This is a genomic window from Mycobacteroides franklinii, from assembly GCF_001853795.1.
GTDB lineage: Bacteria > Actinomycetota > Actinomycetes > Mycobacteriales > Mycobacteriaceae > Mycobacterium > Mycobacterium franklinii.
This window is the reverse complement of record NZ_MLIK01000019.1, coordinates 2,353,933-2,377,973: the sequence shown is the minus strand read 5'-3', so window position 1 is coordinate 2,377,973 and position 24,041 is coordinate 2,353,933. Positions and strand designations below refer to the sequence as shown.

The following is a 24,041-nucleotide window of genomic DNA, read 5'->3' as shown; positions in this document are numbered from 1 at the left end:
TGCACCCGTAGTGAGAAATCCCCGACGGCTTGTGATCCTGCCCACGCGCACAGCCTATTCGCACCTGGGCAAATATCAATCAGTCCGTACCGAGTGTCGATAACTCGGCGTGATCGCGGAAGCCAGTGGCTACCTCACCGATATCGCGTTGTGGTGGGGGTATCCATTCGGTGGTGCCGTCTTTGCGTTTTCGGGTGTTCCAGCCGTGATTGAGCAGGCGGTGGTGTGGTCCGCAGGCGAAGGTGAGGTTGTCGATGTCGGTGGGTCCGCCCTGGGCCCATTCGGTGAGGTGGTGGACCTCGCAGAGATATCCAGGGATCGAACATTCTGGGTGGGTGCAGCCACGATCCTTGGCGTGTAACACGATGCGCTGATCCGGGGAGGCGATGCGTTTGGTGCGTCCCAGATATAGGGGTCTGCCGTCGTCGTCGAAGATCGACAGGTAGTGGTGAGCATGCGATGCCGCGCGGATCAGCTCTCGCATAGGCAGGCGGATGCCGGCGCCGGTAGTGGCGATACCGGCCGCGTCTTCCAACTCTCGCAAGGTGGTGGACACGATGACGGTCACCGGTAGGCCATGATGCGAACCGAGTTCACCAGAGGTGAGAGTGGATCGTAGGCAAGCCCTCAGGGCGTCGTGGTTGCGTTGCGCCGGGGTGCGGGTGTCGTGTTCGGCAGCTTCCGGTGACGGCTCACCATCCACTTGTGGGCTTTGATCGGCCGGATTACACATGCCGGGGGCGGCCAGTTTCGTAAACACCGCATCCAGATAGGCCCGGGTCTCCGGATCCAACAAACCCGAAATCGGGGACATGCCATCAAAACCCTGCGGCCCGATACTCACCCCGCGGCGCCGCGCCCGATCCACATCGCAGAATTCCCCGTCCGGATTCAACAACGCCATCATCCGGCCGGCACCGGTACGCAACTGTTCCGGCCGAAACTGGGAGGCCATGACAGCCAACTGCGCCTCGGCCGCTTGGCGGGTCGGGGCATCGACCACCACCGGCAGCCGGTCAAAGAACTGCCGAATGACTCGGAGGTGTTCCTCGCCGATATCGCCGCGCTCCAACGCTTCGGCGGTGCACGGTAGTTGAGGTTCAAGCACCTCACCGGTGATCGCCCGCCGCGGGGCGAGATGCTCGGCGTCGGCGATCCGCCGCCGGGCCACACCCCTGCTGATATGCAAGCGCCGGGACAACACATCCGGAAACGACGTGCCCCCAAGCTCTACCGGAGACGCCTGCCGCACCAACTGCGCAATCCCGGCGTGTGAGGCAGACAGCAGCCGCCGTTGGGCCACTTCCACCCGCGCCAATACCGCCAGCAGCTCCGAGTTCGAGAACCCGTCCAAGGTGTCAGCGCACACGGCATCAACCGCCGCCTCCAACACCTCAACCGAACTCATGTTCGAATCATAAAGACGTCCACCGACAAAACTGCAGCATTTGTTACCAATGAAGTTATTGGGACAGAAGTGATTTCACACTCCAGAAGAATCAGGGCCATTGCGTTGGCGCCTGCTTCAACGCACCAACGGTGATCCCGACCGACGTGTGTGCCACCGGCGAAGATCAGCGCAGCGATTCAATCCTCGCAGCCAGTACGGTCGTCCATTCGGCGATGTAGTCCTCGTCGGCGATGGTGGCGGTCGGCGCACGGAAGACGGTGCTCGTCGCCCGCTTCCCCAAGAGGGCGTTGACACCCAGTGCCCCAATCGATTCCGCTTCCCGCTTGCCGATACCGGGAGCCCAGCCATGCACCCAATCAGTCAGCTCGGCATAGAGACCGTCGAAGAGTGCGGCATAGGCGTCGTCGAGGCGGGCCAGATGGCCAGCAGGAACACTCGACGCGATTTGCAGCAGCTGCGACTCTTCATCGAGCACCGTCAGTAAGTACCGGCCCATCATCGTCAGCTCATTGCGCAGGTCTCCGAGCCCACCGAAGAGCGCACGGATGTCACGCATCGCACGACGGCGATCGAGCTGACGATCGATACCGGCCTCGAGCAACGCTTCCTTGGACTTGAAGTGGTGATAGAGCCCGCCCGATCCGGGAGTAAGGCCAGCCGCCTTCTCGATCTGCGCGACGCTGGTGGCCTTGTAACCCTGCTCGCCGAAGAGCCGCATGGCCTCGGCGACCAGGCGTTCTTTGGTGGAAATCTCTACCATTGACGTCTCCCAAGTAATCACTTAGTGTCACTCAGTGAGTACTTTAACAGCTGGTTTGGGTCACCGGTAGGAGGTAGTCATGACAAACGGTCAAGTCCCCCGAGGACGGATCCGGCGCACCATGCCACTGGCGGGCTTCACCGCCCGCGCCGCAGGCGGACGACTCGTCGCAGGCCTACGCGAAAAAGCCGGTGACACCGGAGCCGTCGACCGCTTCCACGAAAAGACAGCAGAGCGCTACACCGAACTACTCGGCCACTCCAAAGGCGTCCTCATGAAAGCCGGCCAGATCTTCTCCACCCTCGACACCAGCCTCAGTGGCTCCCTGACTCCGTACGCCCGCGCGCTGACGAGGTTGCAAACGCAATCGCCCCCGATGGACTCCAGCTTGGCCCGCCGGGTACTCGAGGACGACTTAAATCTCTGTCTAGGTGAGCTTTTCGCAGACTTCGACGACGAGCCAATATCTTCGGCCTCTATCGGCCAAGTCCATCGCGCGACGCTTCATGACGGCCGTGATGTCGTCGTGAAGATCCAGTACCCCGGTGTAGCGCAGGCCATCCGGGATGACCTTGCCAACACCGAGCTACTCGCCACCTTTCTGCGGGTGGCCCTATCGGCGACAGGGATTGACAGCCAGGCCGATATACGGGGCATCGCCGCTGAGATCGCCGACCGGATCAGCGAAGAACTCGACTACCGCAATGAAGCCGCCAACATCCGCGCCTTTGGCAACCTGTATCGCGACCACCCATTCATTCGGGTGCCTGACCTGGTTGACGAGGCATCCGGCGACCGGGTGCTCACCATGACGTTCGTGGACGGAATGGGTTGGAGCGAGGCGCAGGGCGCCAATCAAGAGCTCAAGGATACCTGGGCAGAGGCCCTGTGGCGCTTTGTCTACGGGTCCTTCCAGCACTCATCGCTCTATCACGCCGACCCGCACCCCGGTAACTACCGTTTTGGCCTAGACGGCAGCATCGGCGTCGTCGACTTCGGCTGTGTCAAAGAGTTTCAAGAATTTAGGCGGTACGGCTGGACATTGATGGGTCAGGCAATGTTCCAGGACGACAGGCGAGGGCTTCGCCGGTTAGCAGTCCAGTACGGCGTCCTGCCTGCCGATTCCACGGCTTCGGCCGACGCGGTGCATCACTGGATTACCAGCTTCAGCCCGGGGCTGTCCCTGGCACAACCAGTGCGGTACACACCCGAGCTGATGGAGGAATTCCTTGCCGCGGTGAATATCTCCAACCCCAATGCCGGATCGCGCCATCTGACCATCCCGCCCGAAATGTTCATGCTGAGCCGCATCACCATGGGTGTTACCTCCTCGATGACGACGCTCGGCGCGACGGTCAATCTGCGCGCGATCCTGTCGGACATGGCGGGTGTCGACGAGCCCTCCACTCCCCTTGGTATCCAGCATGTGGCCTGGGTGCGAGAGCGAGGGCTCCCGTTCGGATTAGAACCGCGAGATCAGCCAAAGGTTGGTGCCCGACTATGAGTGACAGACACATTCCACACGGACGGGTCCGGCGCACCATGCCGCTGGCGGGATTCACCGCCCGCGCCGCAGGCGGACGACTCGTCGCAGGCCTACGCGAAAAAGCCGGTGACACCGGAGCCGTCGACCGCTTCCACGAAAAGACAGCAGAGCGCTACACCGAACTACTCGGCCACTCCAAAGGCGTCCTCATGAAAGCCGGCCAGATCTTCTCCAGTATCGATATGAGCGGTTCCAACGACGGCAGGATTTCCCCCTACGAACGGGCATTGACTCGGCTCCAGACCCAATCCCCACCTATGGAGCCAGCACTGGCACGCAGCGTCCTCGAATCGGAGCTCGGCATGCCGGTACGTCAGGCATACGCCACGTTCACAGAGGAGCCGATCTCTGCGGCTTCGATTGGGCAGGTCCATCGCGCGACACTTCATGACGGCCGTGATGTCGTCGTGAAGATCCAGTACCCCGGTGTGGCACAAGCAATTCAGGACGACCTCGCGAACACCGAGCTCGTCACCACATTCCTGCGAGTCACCTTTGCACTGCTGGACCGTAGGTACGCGATTGACCTGCCCGGAACCGCACGCGATATCTCACATCAAATCAAGGAAGAGCTGGACTACAAGCAGGAAGCGGCAAACATATCCGCGTTCCACCAACTGTTCCGCGGCCATCCGTTCATCCGAGTACCCGAAGCCGTGCCCGAACTGTCTACAGGGCGAGTCCTCACGATGACCTATGTCGACGGGATCGACTGGGCCGAAGCGCAACAAGCCGACCAGGATCTGAAAAATAATTGGGCGGAGGCACTTTGGCGATTCAGTCTCGCACCGCTACAACACGACTCCGCCTTCTACACGGATCTGCATCCAGGGAACTATCGGTTCGGACTGGACGGCAGCCTCGGGATCGTGGACTTCGGATCTGTGAAGACCCTTTCCGAGAGACATCGTCTCGCCTGGATTCGAATGGTCGCCGCAAGCATCCAGCAGCGATCAGCCGATCTCTATTCCACGATGAAGGAAGCAGGCTTCCTCCCTGCCGAGTCCACTATGTCCAACGAAGAAGCTCTGCGGTGGATGAATGACATCAACACTGACGCAACGCTTCCGCAACCGGTCACCTACACGCCTCAATTGATAGACCGTAACCTCAACGCGCTCGACAGCTCCCTCTCACGACGGATCTCTCTTCCACCGGACCTGATCTATCTTGTGCGTTTTCCGCTTGGCGTTCGGTCCGCAATGTCGAAGCTCGGAGCTACAGTCAGCGCGCGGTCGGCCGCCGCAGACATGATCGGAATCGCGGAACCTGAGACTCCCCTGGGCGTTCGGCATGTGGCGTGGGTGCGTGAACGCGGATTGCCCTTCGGACTGGAACCACGGGGCCAGTCAGAAGTTGGTGCCCGACCGTGAGCAACAATCAGATTCCCCACGGCCGAATCCGGCGCACCATGCCACTGGCGGGCTTCACCGCCCGCGCCGCAGGCGGACGACTCGTCGCAGGCCTACGTCAAAAGGCCGGCGACGCCGGAGCCGTCGACCGTTTCCACGAGCGCACCGCTGAGCGCTACACCGAGCTACTCGGACACTCCAAAGGCGTCCTCATGAAAGCCGGCCAGATCTTCTCGGTCGCAGATATCGCCTCCCATGGATACGCACAACTCTCGCCCTACCAGAATGCGTTGACGCGGCTACAGGCCGACGCACCACCCATGCATCCCCTCCTGGCACGCCAAGCCCTTGAAGAGGATCTCGGTACATCGATCGAGGAGCTGTTCTCCGAATTCAGCGACGGCCCGATGGCTGCGGCGTCGATCGGACAGGTGCATCGCGCGACCCTGCATGACGGCCGCCGAGTTGCCGTCAAGATCCAGTACCCCGGTGTGGCACATGCCATTAGGCATGATCTGTCCAACGCGGAACTCATGGCCACCTTCCTGCGCTTCGCGACGGGGATTGCCGGCCCTAAGCCGCAGTTGGACCACCGGCAGATGGCCGATGAGGTCGCCGCGCGGATATCCGAGGAATTGGACTACCGGCACGAGGCCGCCAATATTCAGGCCTTCGCCGCGTTGTATGAGGGCCATCCATTCATCCGGATACCCGAGGTGATCCCCGAAGCATCCGGCAATCGGGTACTCACCATGACATATCTCGACGGCCTGGATTGGATGGCGGCACAACAAGCCGATCAGGACCTCAAAAATGTCTGGGTGGAGGCCATCTGGCGTTTCAGCACCGGATCGTTTCGGCACGCCAATCTGTTTCATGCCGACCCGCACCCGGGCAATTACCGGTTCGGGATGGACGGTTCGGTCGGTTTCGTCGACTTCGGTTGCATCAAGGTGGTCCCCGAGTCCCTGCGGTATCGGCTCGTACAAATGATTCGGGCCGCCGCCGATGAACGCGGAGAAGACCTGCGCCAGCTGATGGTCGAGGCCGGCTACTTCGCCATCGATTCGCCGTTGTCAGCGCAGGACGTCTTTCAATGGCTCGGGGCAACCGTGCAAGACATCCGTGCCCCGCAACCAGTGACCTTCACCCGTGAGGTGTCAACCAACGCCACCCGATCCCTGCTGAATTTCCAGACGCTGCATCAGATGTCGATACCGAGCGATTTGGTGTTCCTGGCCCGGATCAACCTGAACATCAGCGCCTTGTCGGCAACGCTCAACGCGACCGGGCACACTCGTGCGCTGCTGGATGATCTCGACGGTGTCGCCGAACCCGTTTCCCCACTAGGTAAACAGCATGTCGCATGGGTGCGTGATCGCGGCCTGCCCTTCGGATTGGATCGCCATGACCACCGCTAACCCCATCGCCCCGCGGATCCCCTGGGATTCAAGGGACCCTTACCAGTACTACGAAAACCTGCGGTCACGCGGCGACGTGGTCTGGGACGAGAATGCCGGTACCTGGCTGGTTCTCGGTTATCAGGCCGCCCGCGAGGTGCTGGGCGGCAGCGGCTGGTCGAGTGACCCGCTGGCCAGCCCCCAGATGCGCGCCGCGGCCCCCGAATACCTCGACATGTCCAACTTCGGTAGAAACATGCTCTTCGCCGACGGGCCGGACCACACCGAGCTCAGAGGCTCGGTCCGCGACGTATTCACCCCCGGATTCATCGCCGGTCTGCGCGAGGGCGTGCAGTGCATCGCCTCACACGTCGTCGAATACCCCTTGACAGGCGAATCTTTCGACTTCATGGCCGATATCGCCTTGCCGCTACCGATCGCCATCATCGGTGAATGGCTTGGCCTCGACGACTCGTCGTCAGCCGTCCTGCGCGAGGAATCCCCCATCATCATCCAGATGTTGGGCGCCTTCGCCGACGTCGATACCGTCATGGCGGGCACCGCGGCCGGGGCCACCCTCGCCACCGAACTGCTGCCTCTGGCGGCGGATCGGCGAGCACACCCCGGTGATGATCTCCTCAGCTTGATCGCATCCGATACCAATCTGTCCCTCGAAGACGTCGTCACCATGGCCTTCATGGTTGCCATAGCGGGCCACGAGACGACGGCAAATCTCCTGGGGGCAAGCATGGTCCGTCTGTTGGCGCCACGCGAAGACGGTTCGCAACTGGCCGACCACATCGACCCGGATGATCCGGCAGTCATCACCGAACTGCTTCGACTCGACGGTCCGGTATTGGCCACGGCGCGTGTGGCGACCGAAGAACACCATCTCGGCGGCAACACGATCCAAGAGGGCCAGACCGTTCTCATTGCCATCGCCGCCGCAAACCGCGATCCGCAGGTGTTCGTGGAACCCGCTGAGTTCCGGCCAGATCGCAAGAGCACCCCGCCGCTGGCCTTCGGATACGGCACACACCACTGCCTGGGATCGGCGCTGGCCAGGCTGGAAACCACGGTGGCCCTTCACGAGATCCTGGCGCGCAGACCGGTGATCACCGGCCCCGTGAGTTGGCGCGACACTCCCGCCATCCGCGGACCACGCAGCATTCCGTTGCGTTTCCAAATTTAGCTGATGCCGCGGCGCGCTTTCGTCTACGCAGCTACAACAACCCGAGCAACTGCAGATCGGTGACGTATTTGAGAATGACCGGCGCCGAGACGTGCGGAATATCCTGGTGTGGACCAATTTTCGCACGACGCACGGCAGCCTGAAAGCGATCGGCCGGGGCGTACGACCCGCGTGTCGGCTCCGGCGCCCGCAGCTGCCCATGCTGTTTCAACACCATCAACATCTGTAGTACGGAACTCTGGCGCTGTCGGTCCGGCAACGCACGTAGACCGGCCTCGAACCGCTGCAGCCAATTTCCGAAGTCACCGATTCGCTCGACCGAATGACCCGCCTCTATCAACCAGTCGACGTATTGGTCGATCCCGATGCCATCGTCATGCGGGTTCATCACGTGATAGGTCTCGAACCCGTCGACCACTTGAGCACCCAGGGTGGCAATCGCCGCCGCGACAAATTCCACCGGAAGCCCGTCGAAATGCGCACGCTGCCGATGGCCGTGCCTATCAAGCTGATAGAACGATCCGGGCGCGATGCCGGTAGCCATGATGCTCAACACCATTCGGCTGACCATATCGGCCACGTTCAGTTGACCCGCGTAGCTTGTATCGGCCATGACCATGCTGGAACGAAACACCGCGACCGGCAGCCCGAAGGTGTCGTGCGCTTCCCTGAGGAGAACTTCGGCGGCCCACTTGCTGTTGGCGTAGCCGTTGGCATAACTGGCGTCCACCACGCGGCTGGGGCTGATATCGCGAATATCGGCTGCCTCGGTGAACTTTGGCCGTTCGATCTGACGGCCGACATCTGATGTTGATACGAACGAGTAGGACTTGAGCTTCGTCGTCAGCGCGAGTCGGATCAGTTCGGCGGTCCCGACGACATTGGGTGTGAAAAGCTCGTCATACGGCAGGACGCTGTTGACGAAGGCCGCCGAATCGACGATCAGGTCAACGGATTCAGCCAGTCGCTGCCATGTCTTCGTCTCCAGCCCCAGATCGGGCTCGCCCTTGTCACCCGCGACAACCTCCAGCCGACCGACGGCCAGCGTGTCGAAGTGGGCCATCAACTCTGGATCGCCACTGTCGAAAGACTTCTCGAGACGCCGACGCGCTTCTTCATCAGATGACGCCCGCACCAAACAGGTCAGCGTGCCTCCAGCCCGCGCCATCTCGTTCAGCCAATGCAGTACCAAATGGCGACCAAGGAATCCGGTGGCTCCGGTGAGCAATACCTTTGCCGCGCCGCCCGTCGCATGTGGTCGGGTGTGGTTGGTGGCCAGTGTTGCGACATCAATGAATTTGTCCAGCGTGAGATCGCTGGCACTCACCCGAGTTGCTCCCCTCCCATGCACGGATGCACAGCTCGTTCTCGAGGTTTCGGCGACGGCCGGCGAGCACGCGGCACCATCCACGTGGGTACTCAGGCTTCTCACCGACGGCGCCTCGAAGAGAGTCCACACCGCCAGGTCGACGTCGAGAGCCGTGTTGATCGCGGCGACGACCCTCATCGCTGAGATCGAGTCACCACCGAGATCGAAGAACGAATCGTCGACCCCGACCCGATCAATACCAAGTGCGTGAGCATAAATGTCGGCGATGGTCCGCTCAACGGCGTTCGCCGGAGCCCGGTAACGTGCCGCGTCCCGATATACGGGCGCAGGCAGTGAGCGCTTGTCGAGCTTCCCGTTGACGGTGAGGGGCATTGCCTCGACCGCAACCACTGCGGCCGGGACCATGTACTGCGGGAGCCGCTTCCGCAAGAGGGTTCTCAGCGAGGTCGGATCTGCGGTTCCGGTGACGTAACCGACGAGGCGCTTGTCACCGGGACGGTCCTCCCGGACGATGATCGCCGCGTGTTCCACCCCGTCCAACTCGGCCAGCGCCGACTGTATTTCGCCGAGCTCGATTCGATACCCCCGAATCTTGACCTGTTCATCGGTGCGGCCCAGATACTCAAGCTGACCGTTGTCGCCATATCGCGCCAGGTCGCCGGTGCGATACATCCGCGCGCCCGGGTTCCCGAACGGGCATGCCACAAAACGTGATCCGGTCAATCCCGATCGACGCAGATAGCCGACTCCCAGTCCCGACCCCGCCAAGTACAGTTCGCCGGCGACGCCGGGCGGCACGGGCCGCAACCAGTCATCGAGAACAAACGTCGCACCGCCACGGACCGGTGAGCCGATGGGCACCGAACCTGTTTCGGGTAGCAGAGGCTTGCTGATGGCGGCATAGATCGTCGCTTCCGTCGGGCCGTAGGCATTCAGCATCAGGCGATCGGTCGCCCATCGGTCCATCACCTCGGCCGGGCACGGCTCGCCGGCTACGACCACTGCCATGTTGTCCACACCATCCCGGTCCAACATTGTTATCGCAGAAGGTGTTTGGTGCAGGACGCTGACTTTTTCGGCAACCAGGAGATCGAGCAGACGCCGCGGCGAGCCCGCCACTGTCTCCGGTACGACCATCAGCCGTGCGCCATGCAGCAGCGCGCCCCAGATCTCCCAGACGGAAACGTCAAAGACGAGCGAATGCCACTGAGACCACACCTGGCCCGGCCCCGAGGGCAGGTTGACGGGCAACACCTCCAATAATTGGGTGACATTGCCATGGGTGACGGCCACGCCCTTCGGTACACCCGTGGTACCGGATGTGTAGATCGTGTAGGCGATGTCGTCCGGCCCAGGCGCCCGTAATGTCACCCCGGCAGGCTCATCGACAGCGCGCTCGTCGATTCCGAGAACGGGCACATTCGTTCCGACCAAGCGAGCCCGAAGCTCGCCCGCCGTAACCACGACGATCGGTGCGGCGTCGGCAAGCATGAATTCCAGCCGTGTCGTCGGTACCGCTGGATCTATCGGTACGTAGGCGGCTCCCGTCTTCAGCACCGCCAGGATCGCGACGATCGCGTCATCGGAGCGCGGAATGAACAGCGCCACCGATTCTCGCGGCCCGGCACCGAACGAGGCCAACTGGTTCGCCAACCGGTTGGCCTTGTGATCGAGTTCGCGATAGGTCATCGACCGACCTTGGAACGTCACCGCCACCGCGTGCGGCGCACGGTCGACCTGTCGCGCGAACATCGCCGGAATCGAACCCGATGCCGCTGCGGGCCCAGTCAACACTGCCCGATGGCCCCAGCTGTCGAGTCGTTCGTGCTCGTCGATATCGAGTACATCGATCGATTGGACTCGCCGCGCCGGGTCGGCCGTCATGGCTGCCAGAATCCGTCGGAGTCGTTCGATCAGCGCTTCGACATCAGCCAGGTCGAATGCTGCCCTGTCGTATTCGACGCGAAGGCCGAGCTGATGGCCCGGCAGTGCCATCACCGACAGTGGGTAATGGTTGTATTCGCGGCTGGCGAATTCGGTGATCGTCAACTCATGCGCGCCGATGAACGTGCTGGCATCCACCGGATAGTTCTCGTAGAGGAAAAGGGTGTCGAACAAGCGATCATGACCAGCGAGATGATGAATCTCGTTGAGCGCCAAATGTTCGTGTTCAAGAAGGTCGTTGTGGGTGCTCTGCATGTCGTCCAGCAGCTCAGCCACCGTGGTGGTCGCGCCGGCCCGGGCCCGTACCGGCACCGTATTGATCAGCAGACCCACCATTTCGTCGGCCCCCGTCAACAACGCCGGTCGACCCGACACCACTGTGCCGAAAGCAATGTCATCCGCACCGGTCTGCACCATGAGCAACTGTGCCCATGCGGCGCGCAAGACCGTGCTGACCGTGGTGTGCTGTGAGCGCGCGAGATCACCCAGAGCCTGGGTGATCTCGGCCGACATGCGATACGACTCGACACCGCGCGGACCCGGTGCGCCAGGCGGGGCGACCAGAGTGGGCGTGTCGAATCCCTCCAAAGCCTTGGCCCACGCCGCACGTGCGTCGTCACGATCCTGATCGGCCAGCCAGCCGACAAAACTGCGATACGGCCGCGGCGGCGGGAGGGGCTGTCCGAAGTAGCTTGCGAAGATCTCCTGCAACAGAATCGGCAGTGACCACCCGTCGATCACGACGTGGTGGAACGTGAGGACGAACCGGTGCTTGTTTCCTTCGGTGCGCACCAAAGCCGCCCGGAATGTTGGCCCGGCCAGAAGGTCACACACCGCAATGCGCTCGGCGGCGCACAGCCGCTCGATCTCCTCGGCGGATTCGAGTTCGGTGTGTTGCCAACAAATCATGGGGTCCGCTGGAATGACCTGTACCGGCTCGCCGAACTGCGTGCAGAATCGCGCGACCAGATTCGGATGCCGCTTCACGACGGCGTGCACCGCGTCGTACAGCCGGTGCGGGTCGACGGCACCGATCATCGTGATATCCAATTGCACCGCGTAGACATCGCCGAGGGCGGTGCCCGCCTCGGTGCCGGCCGCGGACGTCGCGATGGTGGAGTGGAACAACAAACCCTGCTGCACCGGGGTGAGTGGCAGCACGTCAGCGATGCGGTGGCGCTTCGTCAGTTCGTCGATCTGATCTTGAGTCAGGCGGGAGGGAAGGATGTCGGACGGGGTCAGTCCGCCGCCGCCATTGCGAACATGAGTGCAGATCCCCGCGAGAGCCTCGAACCACAACTGGCTCAACCGCTGGACCTGAACCGCGTCAACCGCCGAAGGCGCCCATGTCCAGCCCGCCTGTAGCCGCGGCCCCATCCCCGCACTTGATTCCAGGATGCCGGCGTTGACCTCCACGGTGTGCATCATGGGCATCGGTACCGCTGAGGATGCACCGGTCGATAGCAAATTCTCCTGGCTGATTCGCCACAGGTCGTCGGAGATGCCTGTCGCTCCTGCCCCCAGGCGTCCGAGATAGTTGAAGCCGATGGTCGGATCTGAATCCGGAAGGCCGACTTCCGGATTCAGATACCGCAGTAGGCCGTAGGTCAGTGGATCCGGGAGGCCCCGAAGCTGTTCTTTGACGGCCTTCACGGCGGCGCCCAGAGCCGAGCCGCCATCGATCACCTGCGACCATGTCAGCTGGCCCATCGAAAGTGCCACCGGGAACTTGGCGGTAAACCATCCCACTGTCCGCGACAGATCAACATCGGTGACCAATTCTTCGGCGCGGCCATGGCCTTCGACGTCGATACCGATGGGAGCTCCCCCTGCGCCCAGGAATTCGTTCCACGCCAATCCGAACGCGATGAGCAAGATATCTTGCACCCCAGCATGAAACGCCGCCGGAACCTCGCTAAGCAGCATCCGTGTGACGTCGGTATCCAGGGATACCGACAACGAGCCGGCGGTGACGTAGGTGTCCACGCCGGGCCGCACCACAGGCAGCGCCGACGGAACCGCGGATACCGATCGCCAGATATCCGCCGACTCCACCACACCCGCACGTCGTGCGTACTCGTGCAGCAGAGACGCCCATCGAGCGAACGACGTCCCTGAACCCGCCAGCGCCACGTCCTGACCGTTGCGGCGTTGCATCCAGGCAATATTCAAGTCCTCTAACAGGATTCGCCATGACACCCCATCCACCGCGAGATGGTGAATCATCAACGCCAACTGGCCTCCGCCGGGTGCCCACACGGCGCTGAGCATCATTCCGGCTCCCGGATCCAACCGCGAACACGCTGCCCCCAACGCTTCATCGGATAGCGCTTCGACGGTGCGAATGCACGCTCGGGCATCGACAGAACCCTTGTCGGGCACGCGCAGTAACCAGCCGCCATCACCGCTCTCGGCGCGCAGCCGCAGAGTCGCGTGTCGGTCCAGCAGCGCCTGAAGCAGAACGACGATGTCGGCCTCATCGGCCCCAATCGGGGCTTGCAGCACCACCGTCTGGTTGAAGTGGTCGACGGGGCCCTGCACGCTGTGGAGCCAGTGCATGATCGGAGTCGGCTCGACGAGTCCGATGCCTTCATCGACATTCCGGGTGTCGTTGTCGGCCAGCGTCACCACCCTCGACAGCCGGGCCACGGTCTGCTCCACGAAGATGTCACGGGGCCTGCACAAGACACCCGCTGCGCGTGCACGGGAGGTAACTTGCATCGACAAAATGCTGTCGCCGCCCAGGTCGAAGAACGAGTCGTCCACGCCGACCTGATCAACACCGAGCACGTGGGCATATATCCCCGCCAACACCTCCTCCACGGGGGTCGATGGTGCTCGGTAATCCGCACCGAGATTGCGGTATTCGGGTGCGGGAAGCGCGCGCTTGTCCAACTTGCCATTCACCGTCAGGGGCAACGTCTCCATCACCATCACCGCTGCCGGCACCATGTATGCCGGGAGTTGCTCGGCCAGTGCGGCACGAGCGCTGAGCGGATCCGCGGTGCCGGTGATGTAGGCGACGAGCCGCTTGTCACCGGGGCGATCTTCACGGGCGATCACCGCCGCCTGCCGCACCCCGTCCAGTCGCACCAGTGCGGCCTCAATCTCGCCGAGTTCGATCCGATATCCGCGAATCTTCACTTGCTCATCGGCCCGCCCGAAATATTGCAGCTGCCCGTCCGAGCCCCACGACACCAAATCCCCGGTCCGATACATACGGTCGCCCGGCTTCCCAAACGGGCAGGCCACAAACCGCGCCCCCGTCAACGCCGTACGGCGCCAATAGCCGGATCCGAGTCCGGAACCCGCCAGATACAGCTCGCCGACAACACCGTCGGCCACGGGGCGCAGCCACCTGTCGAGCACAAAGAACGCCGCGTGCGCGATCGGCGAACCGATCGGCACCGGTTGACCCGACGTGTCCGCGCGCAGCGGCTCACTCTTGCAGGCCCACATGGTTGTCTCGGTCGGGCCATAGACATTGACCATCACCCGTCCCGGGGCCCACCGACGAACCAACTCGGGCGGGCAAGGCTCGGCACCGATCACCAACGACGTCGACTCCAGCCCGTCCGGTGAGAGCATCCCCGCCGCGGAGGGTGTTTGGGTCAACACCGTGACACCCTCACCAACCAAGAGATCATGGAAGTCCTCCGGCGTGCGCGCCACCGAGTCGGGCACCACCACCAACCGGCCGCCGTGCAGGAGCGCACCCCAGATCTCCCACACCGAGAAATCGAACGCATACGAGTGGAACTGCGTCCACACCTGATCCGGAGACAGTTGCACGCCGATATCCAGCTCGTCGAACAGCTGAACCACATTGTGCTGGGTCACCGCAACACCTTTGGGAACACCAGTGGTGCCGGAGGTGTAGATGAGGTGTGCGAGGTCATCGGGGGATGGCGCTGGTGGTGCCGCACAGGACTGCGCGTAGACGGCAGGGTCGTCGACATCAAATACCCGCACACCGAACCCGTCCAGCCTGTGAAGCAAAGCAGCGGTGGTGACCACGGCAACCGGGGAAGCATCAGCGAGCAGAAACTCGATCCGGGCGGCCGGCAGGGCCGGGTCGATCGGTAGGTATGCGGCCCCGGCCTTGAGCACCGCCAGTATTGCCACGATGGCCTCGGGCGATCGCGAAAAGAGCAGCGCCACAAACTGTCCTGGCCGCACGCCCTCGGCGGCGAGGAAGTGCGCCAACCGATTGGCAGCCTCGTCCAGTTCCCGGTATGTCATGGATTGGCCCGCAAAGGTCAGTGCCAGAGCGTCGGGAGCACGCTCAACCTGCTGGGTGAAAACCCCCGGAATCGACCGCCGAATTTCCGGTCGCTCCTTCAGCATCGCCTGATTGCCCCACGCAGCAAGCTGAGCATGCTCGTCGTCGTCGAGCAGATCCAACGACAACAACGTCCGGCTGGGATCGACACTCATGACTGCCCCTCGCTTCAGCTGTCGGGGCAACCGGCGAGCCGCGATTGGTCGACCAGCCATCCGAATTGCCGCCGATCAACGCCCTCGCCCGCCGGTACCCGCCGTCCCGATTGAACCGCGCTGCCCACGAGCGGTACAACCTTTCGACCGACACCGAAATGTTCATCGCATTGTCCGTGTTCCAGACAGCTTCACGCGGGGCAATGTTTCATAGGCGTACCGAAAGGTAAGGGCATATTGTGTGGGAATGCTCGCCCACGTGGTCCGCACCGGGTAGTAGGTCAGCGTGCTGCGCCTCAATTTCACCGCGAATGACCTTGCTCTGACTCGGTTCCTCCCCATGCCTGCTCCCTTGCTGGAGCTGAAATTCGCGACACGTGCACTGCGGCATGGGATTCGCACACCATGGGGTGAACGGTGGCGCTGTCGTGCGCTGGCCGCTTTCCCCATCGCGGCCGCGCCAGGACGGACAGTGGTGAGTCACTTTTCGTGGTCGTTGTCACCCACCGTGCTGGGGGACAATTTCGATGAGGGCATGCAGTCCATGCAAGAACTGGACCAGCAGCAGGCGCGGGCGGAGCTGGCGGCCTTCGGGCGCGGCCCCACCGAAGGCGCCGGCGCGCCACACTATCTGCGGTATGCCATCGCAGGCGACCGTGAGGCCACTTTGGCGTTGGGGCGCATGACAAAAGACGCATACAGAGCGGTGCTGGAACCATACTGGCCCGACATCCAGGCGAACCATCAGATCGAACTCGTCAGGCAGGGGCGCATGATGGCACGCCACGGCGTGCGGGCCGCGCTGAGCATGATCATCCCGGGCGCGCGCTGGCAGGGCGACTGCCTCGAGATCGACAGCCCACAACGGCACACCATCGCCTTGCGTGGTCGCGGCATCGTATTGACACCTAGCGTCTTCTGGGCGGGGCCACCGCTCGTCGGCGAGCTTGACGATCAACCGGTGGTCCTCGCGTATCCCGCACCCATCGACCTGACCCTCAATATTGACTCCGAATCCGACCCGCTCGCGGCGATACTCGGATCGACCAGGGCGGCCGTGCTGCGCGCACTGACGCAGGAGCACACCACCGGCGATATCGCGCGCGAGCTCGGCATCAGTCCCGCGTCGGCTTCTGAGCACACATCGACGCTGCGGCAAGCCCGGTTGGTACGCAGCCGCCGCGACGGCAAGGCCGTCATTCACGACGCCACCGCTTTGGGAATGGATCTGATCGACGCGAACCGCCGGTAACCAGCAGCGGCGATTACGGCAAGGGGCTCACCTCGATAACAGTTGTGCGCGCCACTGTTGACAACTGGCGTTGTTAACGTCTCCAATAGTAGGCAGCAAACCGCTCCCTGGGAGGCAACGATGCCAAGCACAGCTGCACACGCCACGACACCGCGCTCGGCGGGTATGCCGCCACGAGGTGATGCCAAAACTCGGATTTGGCGACGCGGAGACGGCGCCACCCCCGCCGGTCAACGTACGGGCCCCGATGGAAACCCGGATTACGGCTACTTTGGCCCCGGCTCGGTCACCTGGAAGGTGTTTTTGCATCCCTCCGTGGCCCCGATGATCGTCCTGGTGACGGCACTGCTGGAGGGCAGCCACGAAGGACTGCAAGCCGTCGAGATCAACCACGATCCGGTGTTCACCAAGAGTAAGAGCAACCAGATCGACTTCGATGACACCGTCAAACGCATTCAGCGGACCGCCGGCGTGCCGATACCGATCATCTTCGGGGATACCGCAAGCGCCGACGCCCTTTCGGCGCATCTACGCCATTACCACCGCAACATGAAGGGTGTCATTCCCGGCACGGACCGAACCTACGACGCCCAGGGCCCTGCGCTGGTGCTCTTCGCGCACGTCACGATCATGCATGCGGCGCTGCGAATCTACGAGAACACGCCCGCAACGGGACGGCTCATTCCCCGGCGCCTCCCCAAAGCCGAACGGGATCAATTCTTTTCGGAAGTCAAGACGTTCGCCGAACTGATGGGTGCCGACCCCGACACGGTGCCGGTGACCTCCGAGGAGGTGGCGGCCTACTACGACTCGATCGAATCCGAGTACCGGATGGTGAAAGGCTTCGTGCCGGGCGGCGCGCGGTTCGCACTGTCGGTGATCAGAAACGCACGAGGCTTCGGCGGACTGACGGCCGCCGCGGTCGCCGCAATTACCCTCGTCACCGCCGTCCCCTCCGTCGCGGTGGTGCCACCAAAGGTACGGCGCCATTTGGGAATTCCGCGGATCGCCGACCCGGTGTTGGCCATGCTGCTGCGAGTGGCACAACCCGCATTTGTTCCGTTCACGGTCGAGCCGGTGGCCCGCAAGATCTCTCGGCTATTCATCGGCGATGACGGTATTACGTTGGGAGAGAACGCTCGCGAGCTCATGGAGCGCTCGGCCTAGCGACTCACACCCGTAACGCGGTGAAGGGCGCGACGGGGATCAGCCTGATGATGAACCAGGCCACGAAGACCACCAGGGTGATCGCCGGAACCCACCCGCGCAGCCACGGCGGATTCCAGCCGGATTCCCCCCGCCAGCGGCTGGCCGTCCACGCCCCAAAGCAGACCGCGAGGAATCCCAGGGCCACCAAGCCAACCGCGTTGTAGCGCAATGCGCCCAGCACGTCACCATGCATCAGCGAGTAGACCATGCGCAGGCCACCGCAGCCGGGACAGTCGAGGCCGGTGAGTGCCTTGAACGGGCATACCGGGAGCACTCCCCCGGGCGTCGTCGGGTCTCCGAGCCACACAGCCGCGCAGCCCGCGGCCGTCACGCCCGCCACGGCGGCGGGGGCAGCGAGCCGGGAGACCAAGGAGGGCCGGTGGAAGGTTGTCATCGGTTCATAGGCCGTATCTGCTGGGATCGAGAGCCAAGATCACGATGTTGCCCGCGATTCCCAAGCCAAAACTGAACCACGCCCACGCCTTGGCGGTCTTGGATGCCGACGCCGCTCCCTTCCCGTCGCCCTTGTCCCAGAGCGTGTTCACCTTCACGGCATACACGATCGAGACGATTCCCGCCGGAATGCAGCAGAGCAATGTGGACGCGATAGCCCAGCCCAAATGGCTGGATGGCCGGACGCCGCGTACGCCATCCGCTGGGTAAGGGATAGGCCCGGATAGCGGCATCGCGGACTGCTCCGCGAAACCTGGCGGGGGTCGATTCTCGCGGGGCGGAAGATAACCGGAGGGCGGGAGGTCGCCATCCCTCTGGGGCTCATCTGCCATACCGAATACCGTAGCGGCGAAGGGTTCGCCTGAAAACACAAAGCCCCCGACACTCCGAAGAGTGCGGGGGCCTTGCGTTCAGATAAACAGAGACTAGGCGGTCTCGGTGATCGGCCGGTCGACCCAGCTCATCAGGTCGCGCAGCTTCTTGCCGGTGACCTCGATCGGGTGCTCGGCGTTCTCCTTGCGCAGACCTTCGAGCTCCTTGTTGCCACCCTCGACGTTGGCGACGAGGCGCTTGACGAAGGTGCCGTCCTGGATGTCCGTGAGGATGTCCTTCATGCGCTGCTTGGTGCCGGCGTCGATGACACGCGGACCCGACAGGTATCCACCGAATTCGGCGGTGTCGGACACCGAGTAGTTCATACGTGCGATGCCGCCCTCGTACATGAGGTCGACGATCAGCTTGAGCTCGTGCAGCACCTCGAAGTACGCCATCTCGGGGGCATATCCGGCCTCGACCATGACATCGAAACCGGTCTTGACCAGTTCCTCGGTGCCGCCGCAGAGCACGGCCTGCTCACCGAACAGGTCGGTCTCGGTCTCTTCCTTGAAGTCGGTCTTGATGACGCCGGCGCGGGTGCCACCGATGCCCTTGGCGTAGGACAGCGCGAGCGCCTGGCCCTCACCCTTGGGGTCCTGGTGCACGGCGATGAGCGCGGGCACACCCTTGCCATCGACGAACTGACGACGCACCAGGTGGCCGGGGCCCTTCGGGGCAACCATGGCGACGGTGACGTTGGCCGGAGGCTTGATCAGACCGAAGTGGATGTTCAGGCCGTGTCCGAAGAACAGCGCGTCGCCGTCCTTGAGATGCGGCTCGATCTCCTTCGTGAAGATCTCGGCCTGCGCGGTGTCAGGCGCGAGGACCATGATGACGTCGGCCCACTTGGCGACCTCTTCAGGAGTGTCGACCTCAAGGCCCTGCTCGGTGACCTTCTCGCGGGACTTGGAACCCTCGCGCAGACCGACCTTCACCTGAACGCCGGAGTCGCGCAGGCTCAGTGAGTGCGCGTGTCCCTGGCTGCCGTACCCGATAACGCCGACCTTGCGTCCCTGAATCAGGGTCAGGTCCGCATCATCGTCGTAGAACATCTCAACTGCCACAGTGCTTTTCCCTTCTTACCTTCACTTTTAAGTATTACTTCGCGGCGGCGATGGACCGCGGGCCGCGCGACAACGCGACCACACCGGATTGCACGATCTCCCGAATACCGTACGGGTCCAGCATCCGCAGCAGTGCATCCAGCTTGGACTGGGTGCCTGTTGCCTCGATGGTCACCGACTCCGGCGACACATCGACAACCTTGGCGCGGAACAGGTTCACCACTTCGATGACCTGTGCGCGCACCGTCGCATCGGCACGCACCTTGACGAGCATCAGCTCGCGCGCCACCGAGTTGTCCTCGTCCTGTTCGACGATCTTGATCACGTTGATGAGCTTGTTGAGCTGCTTGGTGACCTGTTCGAGCGGAAAATCGTCGACGGTGACGACGATTGTCATGCGCGAAATACCTTTGACTTCGGTCGGGCCCACCGCCAGCGACGCGATGTTGAAGCCGCGCCGCGAGAACAGCGCCGAGACACGGGCGAGTACACCGGGACGGTCCTCGACCAGAACGCTCAGGGTATGGGTGCTGGTCATCGTGACCCTTCCTGCTCCGCAGTTTCATCATCGTCGAACAGCGGCCGGATGCCCCGGGCCGCCTGGATCTCGTCATTGCTGGTGCCTGCGGCGACCATCGGCCACACCTGGGCGTCGGCACCGACGATGAAGTCGATGACCACCGGGCGATCATTGATGGCCCGCGCCTCTTCGATCACCTTGGCGACGTCCTCTTCACGCTCGCAACGCAATCCGACGCAGCCGAGCGCCTCGGCCAGCTTGACGAAATCGGGGATGCGACGCGAGTGTGTCGCCAGGTCGGTCTGCGAGTAGCGCTGGTCGTAAAACAGGGTCTGCCACTGACGCACCATGCCCAGGTTGCCGTTGTTGATGAGCGCCACCTTGATGGGCACGCCCTCGATGGCGCAGGTGGCCAATTCCTGGTTGGTCATCTGGAAGCAGCCGTCACCGTCGATCGCCCACACCTCGGCCTCGGGCCGCGCCATCTTGGCACCCATGGCAGCGGGCACCGCGAAGCCCATGGTGCCCAGACCACCGGAGTTGAGCCAGGTGCGCGGGTTCTCGTACTTGATGAACTGCGCGGCCCACATCTGGTGCTGCCCGACACCCGCCACGTAGACCGCGTCGGGGCCGGCGATCTTGCCCAGGGTTTCGATGACGAACTCCGGGCCCAGGCTGCCGTCGTGCTGTGCGTCGTATCCCAGCGGGTACGTGCTGCGGATACCGCCCAGGTACTCCCACCACTCGGACAGAGGATCCGCCACGGTGCCAGCAGCTCGGTCCGCCCGGATTGCCTCGGTCAGCTCGGCGATGACGTTCTTCACGTCCCCGACGATCGGCACATCGGCGTGGCGGTTCTTACCGATCTCGGCGGGGTCGATATCGGCATGAATCACCTTGGCGTCCGGCGCGAACGAATCCAGCTGCCCGGTGACGCGGTCGTCGAACCGCGCGCCCAGGGTGATCAGCAGATCACTGCGCTGCAGTGCTGCCACCGCGCCGACGGTGCCGTGCATCCCGGGCATACCCATGTGCAGCTCGTGACTGTCGGGGAATGCACCGCGCGCCATAAGGGTGGTGACGACGGGGATGCCGGTCAGTTCGGCCAATTCCTTCAGTTCCGGAGCTGCGTCCGCGCGGATGACACCGCCACCGACGTACAGCACCGGACGCTTGGCGGCGGCGATCAGCCGGACCGCCTCACGGACCTGCTTGCCATGCGGCTTGGTGACGGGCTTGTAGCCGGGCAGGTAGATCTGCGGCGGCCAGCTGAATGTCGTCTGCGCTTGCAGGACGTCCTTGGGGATATCCACGAGGACCGCACCGGGCCGACCGCTCTGCGCAATGTAGAAGGCCTCCGCGATGACCCGGGGGATCTCCTCGGCGTTGTTCACCAGGAAGTTGTGCTTGGTGATCGGCATGGTGATACCGGAGATGTCGGCTTCCTGGAAGGCGTCCGTGCCGATGAGGCCCCGCCCCACCTGCCCGGTGATGGCGACCACCGGGATGGAGTCCATCTGCGCATCGGCCAGCGGGGTGACCAAGTTGGTGGCGCCCGGGCCGGAGGTGGCCATCATGACGCCGACCTTGCCGCTGGCGTGTGCGTACCCACTGGCGGCGTGCCCGCCACCCTGCTCGTGCCGCACCAGGACATGCCGGACCTTGACCGAGTCATAGAGCGGGTCGTACACAGGCAGCACCGCACCGCCGGGAATACCGAAGATGACCTCGACGCCGAGCTCCTCGAGCGACCGCACTACCGACTGCGCGCCGGTGACGCGCTGGGGTGCGACGGTGTTCGCTTCCGGGGCTGCTGCTGGGGCGGGCCCAGCAGCAGAAGCCGGCTTGGGCTTTGCAGGTGCGCTCATGGTGCTCAGTCCTTACTGTTCTAAAACCCTGTTGTGTTCGTACTGAAACCTATGGCAACAAAAAACCCCCGCCAGCGGTCTGCTGTACGAGGGTTGCGCGTCGAGTGTGCGCGAGTTGCCTTGGACTCGGGCTACGCGTCGACGCGCATACCGATTACTACGAGCAAGGCGGGGTTGTTCACACCGCGTACGGTAGCCGTTTCTGGAGGTCCGAGTCAAATCCCTGCTAAGAGCGGCTTCGCCGAGCGTGAAGCCACTGCGGGATCCGGACCGATTTTCCGCAACCGCTTCACTGTCGGCGACAATGGATGAATGGCCGAGGCGAAACGCACAGTGATCCGCACGTCCCCGATGGCGCATTTCGTGACGGGGTTTCTGGCGCTGGGCATGCTGAGCTTCGTCCTCGCTCTCCCCATCCTGGCGCCGGTGCTCCTCATCCCGATCGCCCTGTCCTACGCGATCGCCAGGTACCGGACCGCCGTCGACACCGAGTCCGCACAGGTCCGCACGTTGACGTCCACGCGGACAGTGCCGTGGTCGGATATCGAGGGACTCAGCTTCGACAGGCACGCGTGGGCGCAGGCGAATCTCACCGACGGCACCACCATGCGACTGCCCGGCGTCACCTTCTCGACGCTGCCGATCCTGTCGGCCGCCAGTAACGGCCGCGTGCCCAACCCCTATGAGGGTGTTCAGCGCTAGGCCGCGACCGCCCGCTCCTGAATGCCCCACGGCGCACCGAACGTATTGAGCCGATCCAGGAACGGCAGGCTGTCGAACGCTTCCGGCCCGAGTACACCGGCACCGCTCCAGGCGCCCTCGGCAAGCAGCTCCAGAGCCACCACCGGGTTCACCGCCGTCTGCCACACCACACATTGCGCACCGTCGCGGGCCATCGTCCATTCGTTGTCGACGACGTGATGCAGATAGACCTCCCGGGGCCGGCCGTCCTTCCCGGTGCCGGTGACCCATAGCCCCGCGCAGGTGGCCCCGCTCATCAGGTGCCCAAGCCCGGCCGGATCCGGCAGGCATGCCGCCACCACATCACGTGGGCTGACGGCCGCGTTACTGCCGTTCGCGTGCACGCTCACCGGGGCGGTGCTGTCCAGACCGACCAGATGCAAAGTGCGCAGCACGTTGATGAACTCGGCGCCAAGACCGTATTTGAACGTGACCCTGCGGGCGTTCACCCAACGCGGCATGAGCACCACTTCCTCATGCTCGACATTGACGCATTCGACGGGCCCGATACCACCCGGGAAGTCGAAAACCTCCGGCTCACTGAAGGGTTCGGTGGTGAAGAACCCCTTGCCGCGTTCCCAGATCAGGGGTGGGTTGAGGCATTCCTCAATGGTCGTCCAGATGGAGAACGACGGGGCGAACCGATAGCCCTGCACCTCCAGGTTGGACCCGTCACGGGTACCGAGCTCGTCGATCTCGGAGAACAGGTGATCGGCGGCGTACCGCGCGAACACATCGCTGAGGCCCGGCTCCACGCCGATGCCGACCAGCGCCAACAACCCTGCGGCCTGCCACTTTTCGGCTGCGGCGAACTGTTCGTCGCCGAGCATCACGCCGGGCAGCTCATAGGGCTTGTCCGGGTGGCGGTGCGACAGGCTCATCGCCATATCGAGGTAGGTCACCCCGGCGGCGAAGCATCCGTCGAAGACGCCCATGACAAACCGGGGATCGACTGCGTTGAGCGCGTGGGTGATTCGATGCTCTCGACACAGCGCAGCGACATCATCGGCACTGGAGGCGTCGATGCGGGCCGCGGTGAATCGGGGGTCGTCGAGTCGATCCACCACCGCCTGCGCGCGTGCGATGTCGTAGTCCGCGATCACCAGCGCGTCGAAGAACTCCCGCCGCGCCGCGATGAACGCGGCGGCGCTGCCTACTCCCCCGGCACCAACGATGAGTACCCGCAT

The 24,041-nt window shown here is 63.4% G+C and carries 16 protein-coding genes; 7 read left to right on the top strand and 9 right to left on the bottom strand.

Annotated features, from left to right (window positions below; translation table 11 throughout):
• Positions 1-79: 79 nt before the first annotated feature.
• Positions 80-1,408 (bottom strand): HNH endonuclease signature motif containing protein, encoded by a 1,329-nt coding sequence (locus BKG76_RS19010; protein ID WP_070938975.1) that lies wholly within the window; start codon positions 1,406-1,408, stop codon positions 80-82.
• A gap of 166 nt (positions 1,409-1,574) precedes the next feature.
• Positions 1,575-2,171: a TetR/AcrR family transcriptional regulator gene (locus BKG76_RS19005; RefSeq protein ID WP_070938974.1), complete on the bottom strand. Its 597-nt coding sequence runs from the start codon at positions 2,169-2,171 to the stop codon at positions 1,575-1,577.
• Between the two features lie 79 nt (positions 2,172-2,250).
• Here BKG76_RS19005 and BKG76_RS19000 point away from each other — a divergent pair, with 79 nt between their 5' ends.
• Genes BKG76_RS19000 through BKG76_RS18985 form a run of 4 tightly spaced genes read left to right on the top strand, consistent with a single transcriptional unit; the run spans position 2,251 to position 7,661 of the window.
• On the top strand, positions 2,251-3,675 hold the full coding sequence (locus tag BKG76_RS19000; RefSeq protein WP_070938973.1) for an ABC1 kinase family protein: 1,425 nt from the start codon (positions 2,251-2,253) through the stop codon (positions 3,673-3,675).
• Positions 3,672-5,090 carry an ABC1 kinase family protein gene (locus BKG76_RS18995; protein ID WP_456237973.1) on the top strand — a complete coding sequence of 473 codons (1,419 nt, stop codon included), beginning with the start codon at positions 3,672-3,674 and terminating at the stop codon, positions 5,088-5,090. The genes BKG76_RS19000 and BKG76_RS18995 overlap by 4 nt, the downstream gene beginning before the upstream one ends.
• Complete coding sequence (locus BKG76_RS18990; protein ID WP_070938971.1) at positions 5,087-6,490, top strand: ABC1 kinase family protein; 1,404 nt, start codon at positions 5,087-5,089, stop codon at positions 6,488-6,490. Before BKG76_RS18995 ends, BKG76_RS18990 begins: the two co-directional genes overlap by 4 nt.
• Positions 6,477-7,661 (top strand): cytochrome P450, encoded by a 1,185-nt coding sequence (locus BKG76_RS18985; RefSeq protein ID WP_070938970.1) that lies wholly within the window; start codon positions 6,477-6,479, stop codon positions 7,659-7,661. Before BKG76_RS18990 ends, BKG76_RS18985 begins: the two co-directional genes overlap by 14 nt.
• 31 nt (positions 7,662-7,692) lie before the next feature.
• On the opposite strand, the gene BKG76_RS18980 is transcribed toward BKG76_RS18985, so the two are convergent.
• Positions 7,693-15,372 (bottom strand): non-ribosomal peptide synthetase, encoded by a 7,680-nt coding sequence (locus BKG76_RS18980; protein ID WP_070938969.1) that lies wholly within the window; start codon positions 15,370-15,372, stop codon positions 7,693-7,695.
• 286 nt (positions 15,373-15,658) lie between these two features.
• On the opposite strand from BKG76_RS18980, the gene BKG76_RS18975 reads away from it, so the two are divergent.
• Positions 15,659-16,624 (top strand): ArsR/SmtB family transcription factor, encoded by a 966-nt coding sequence (locus BKG76_RS18975; protein ID WP_070938968.1) that lies wholly within the window; start codon positions 15,659-15,661, stop codon positions 16,622-16,624.
• 120 nt (positions 16,625-16,744) lie between these two features.
• Positions 16,745-17,791 carry an oxygenase MpaB family protein gene (locus BKG76_RS18970; RefSeq protein ID WP_070938967.1) on the top strand — a complete coding sequence of 349 codons (1,047 nt, stop codon included), beginning with the start codon at positions 16,745-16,747 and terminating at the stop codon, positions 17,789-17,791.
• A gap of 4 nt (positions 17,792-17,795) precedes the next feature.
• On the opposite strand, the gene BKG76_RS18965 is transcribed toward BKG76_RS18970, so the two are convergent.
• From BKG76_RS18965 to BKG76_RS18945, 5 genes are all read right to left on the bottom strand, one after another.
• A complete protein-coding gene (locus BKG76_RS18965; protein ID WP_070938966.1) occupies positions 17,796-18,227 on the bottom strand; it encodes a DUF2752 domain-containing protein in 432 nt (143 codons plus the stop codon).
• 4 nt (positions 18,228-18,231) lie between these two features.
• A complete protein-coding gene (locus BKG76_RS18960; RefSeq protein WP_207543774.1) occupies positions 18,232-18,618 on the bottom strand; it encodes a CD225/dispanin family protein in 387 nt (128 codons plus the stop codon).
• A 93-nt stretch (positions 18,619-18,711) separates the two neighbouring features.
• Complete coding sequence (gene ilvC, locus BKG76_RS18955) at positions 18,712-19,713, bottom strand: ketol-acid reductoisomerase (protein ID WP_174544373.1); 1,002 nt, start codon at positions 19,711-19,713, stop codon at positions 18,712-18,714.
• A gap of 46 nt (positions 19,714-19,759) precedes the next feature.
• Positions 19,760-20,263 carry an acetolactate synthase small subunit gene (gene ilvN / locus BKG76_RS18950; protein ID WP_070938964.1) on the bottom strand — a complete coding sequence of 168 codons (504 nt, stop codon included), beginning with the start codon at positions 20,261-20,263 and terminating at the stop codon, positions 19,760-19,762.
• The gene (locus BKG76_RS18945; RefSeq protein ID WP_070938963.1) at positions 20,260-22,113 is read right to left on the bottom strand and encodes an acetolactate synthase large subunit; all 1,854 of its coding nucleotides are present in this window, start codon (positions 22,111-22,113) and stop codon (positions 20,260-20,262) included. The genes ilvN and BKG76_RS18945 overlap by 4 nt, the downstream gene beginning before the upstream one ends.
• A 312-nt stretch (positions 22,114-22,425) precedes the next feature.
• Here BKG76_RS18945 and BKG76_RS18940 point away from each other — a divergent pair, with 312 nt between their 5' ends.
• The gene (locus BKG76_RS18940; RefSeq protein WP_070938962.1) at positions 22,426-22,815 is read left to right on the top strand and encodes a PH domain-containing protein; all 390 of its coding nucleotides are present in this window, start codon (positions 22,426-22,428) and stop codon (positions 22,813-22,815) included.
• On the opposite strand, the gene BKG76_RS18935 is transcribed toward BKG76_RS18940, so the two are convergent.
• Entirely contained in the window at positions 22,812-24,041 is a 1,230-nt protein-coding gene (locus tag BKG76_RS18935; protein ID WP_070938961.1) for a saccharopine dehydrogenase family protein, read from the bottom strand. The two genes, BKG76_RS18940 and BKG76_RS18935, sit on opposite strands and share 4 nt — an antisense overlap.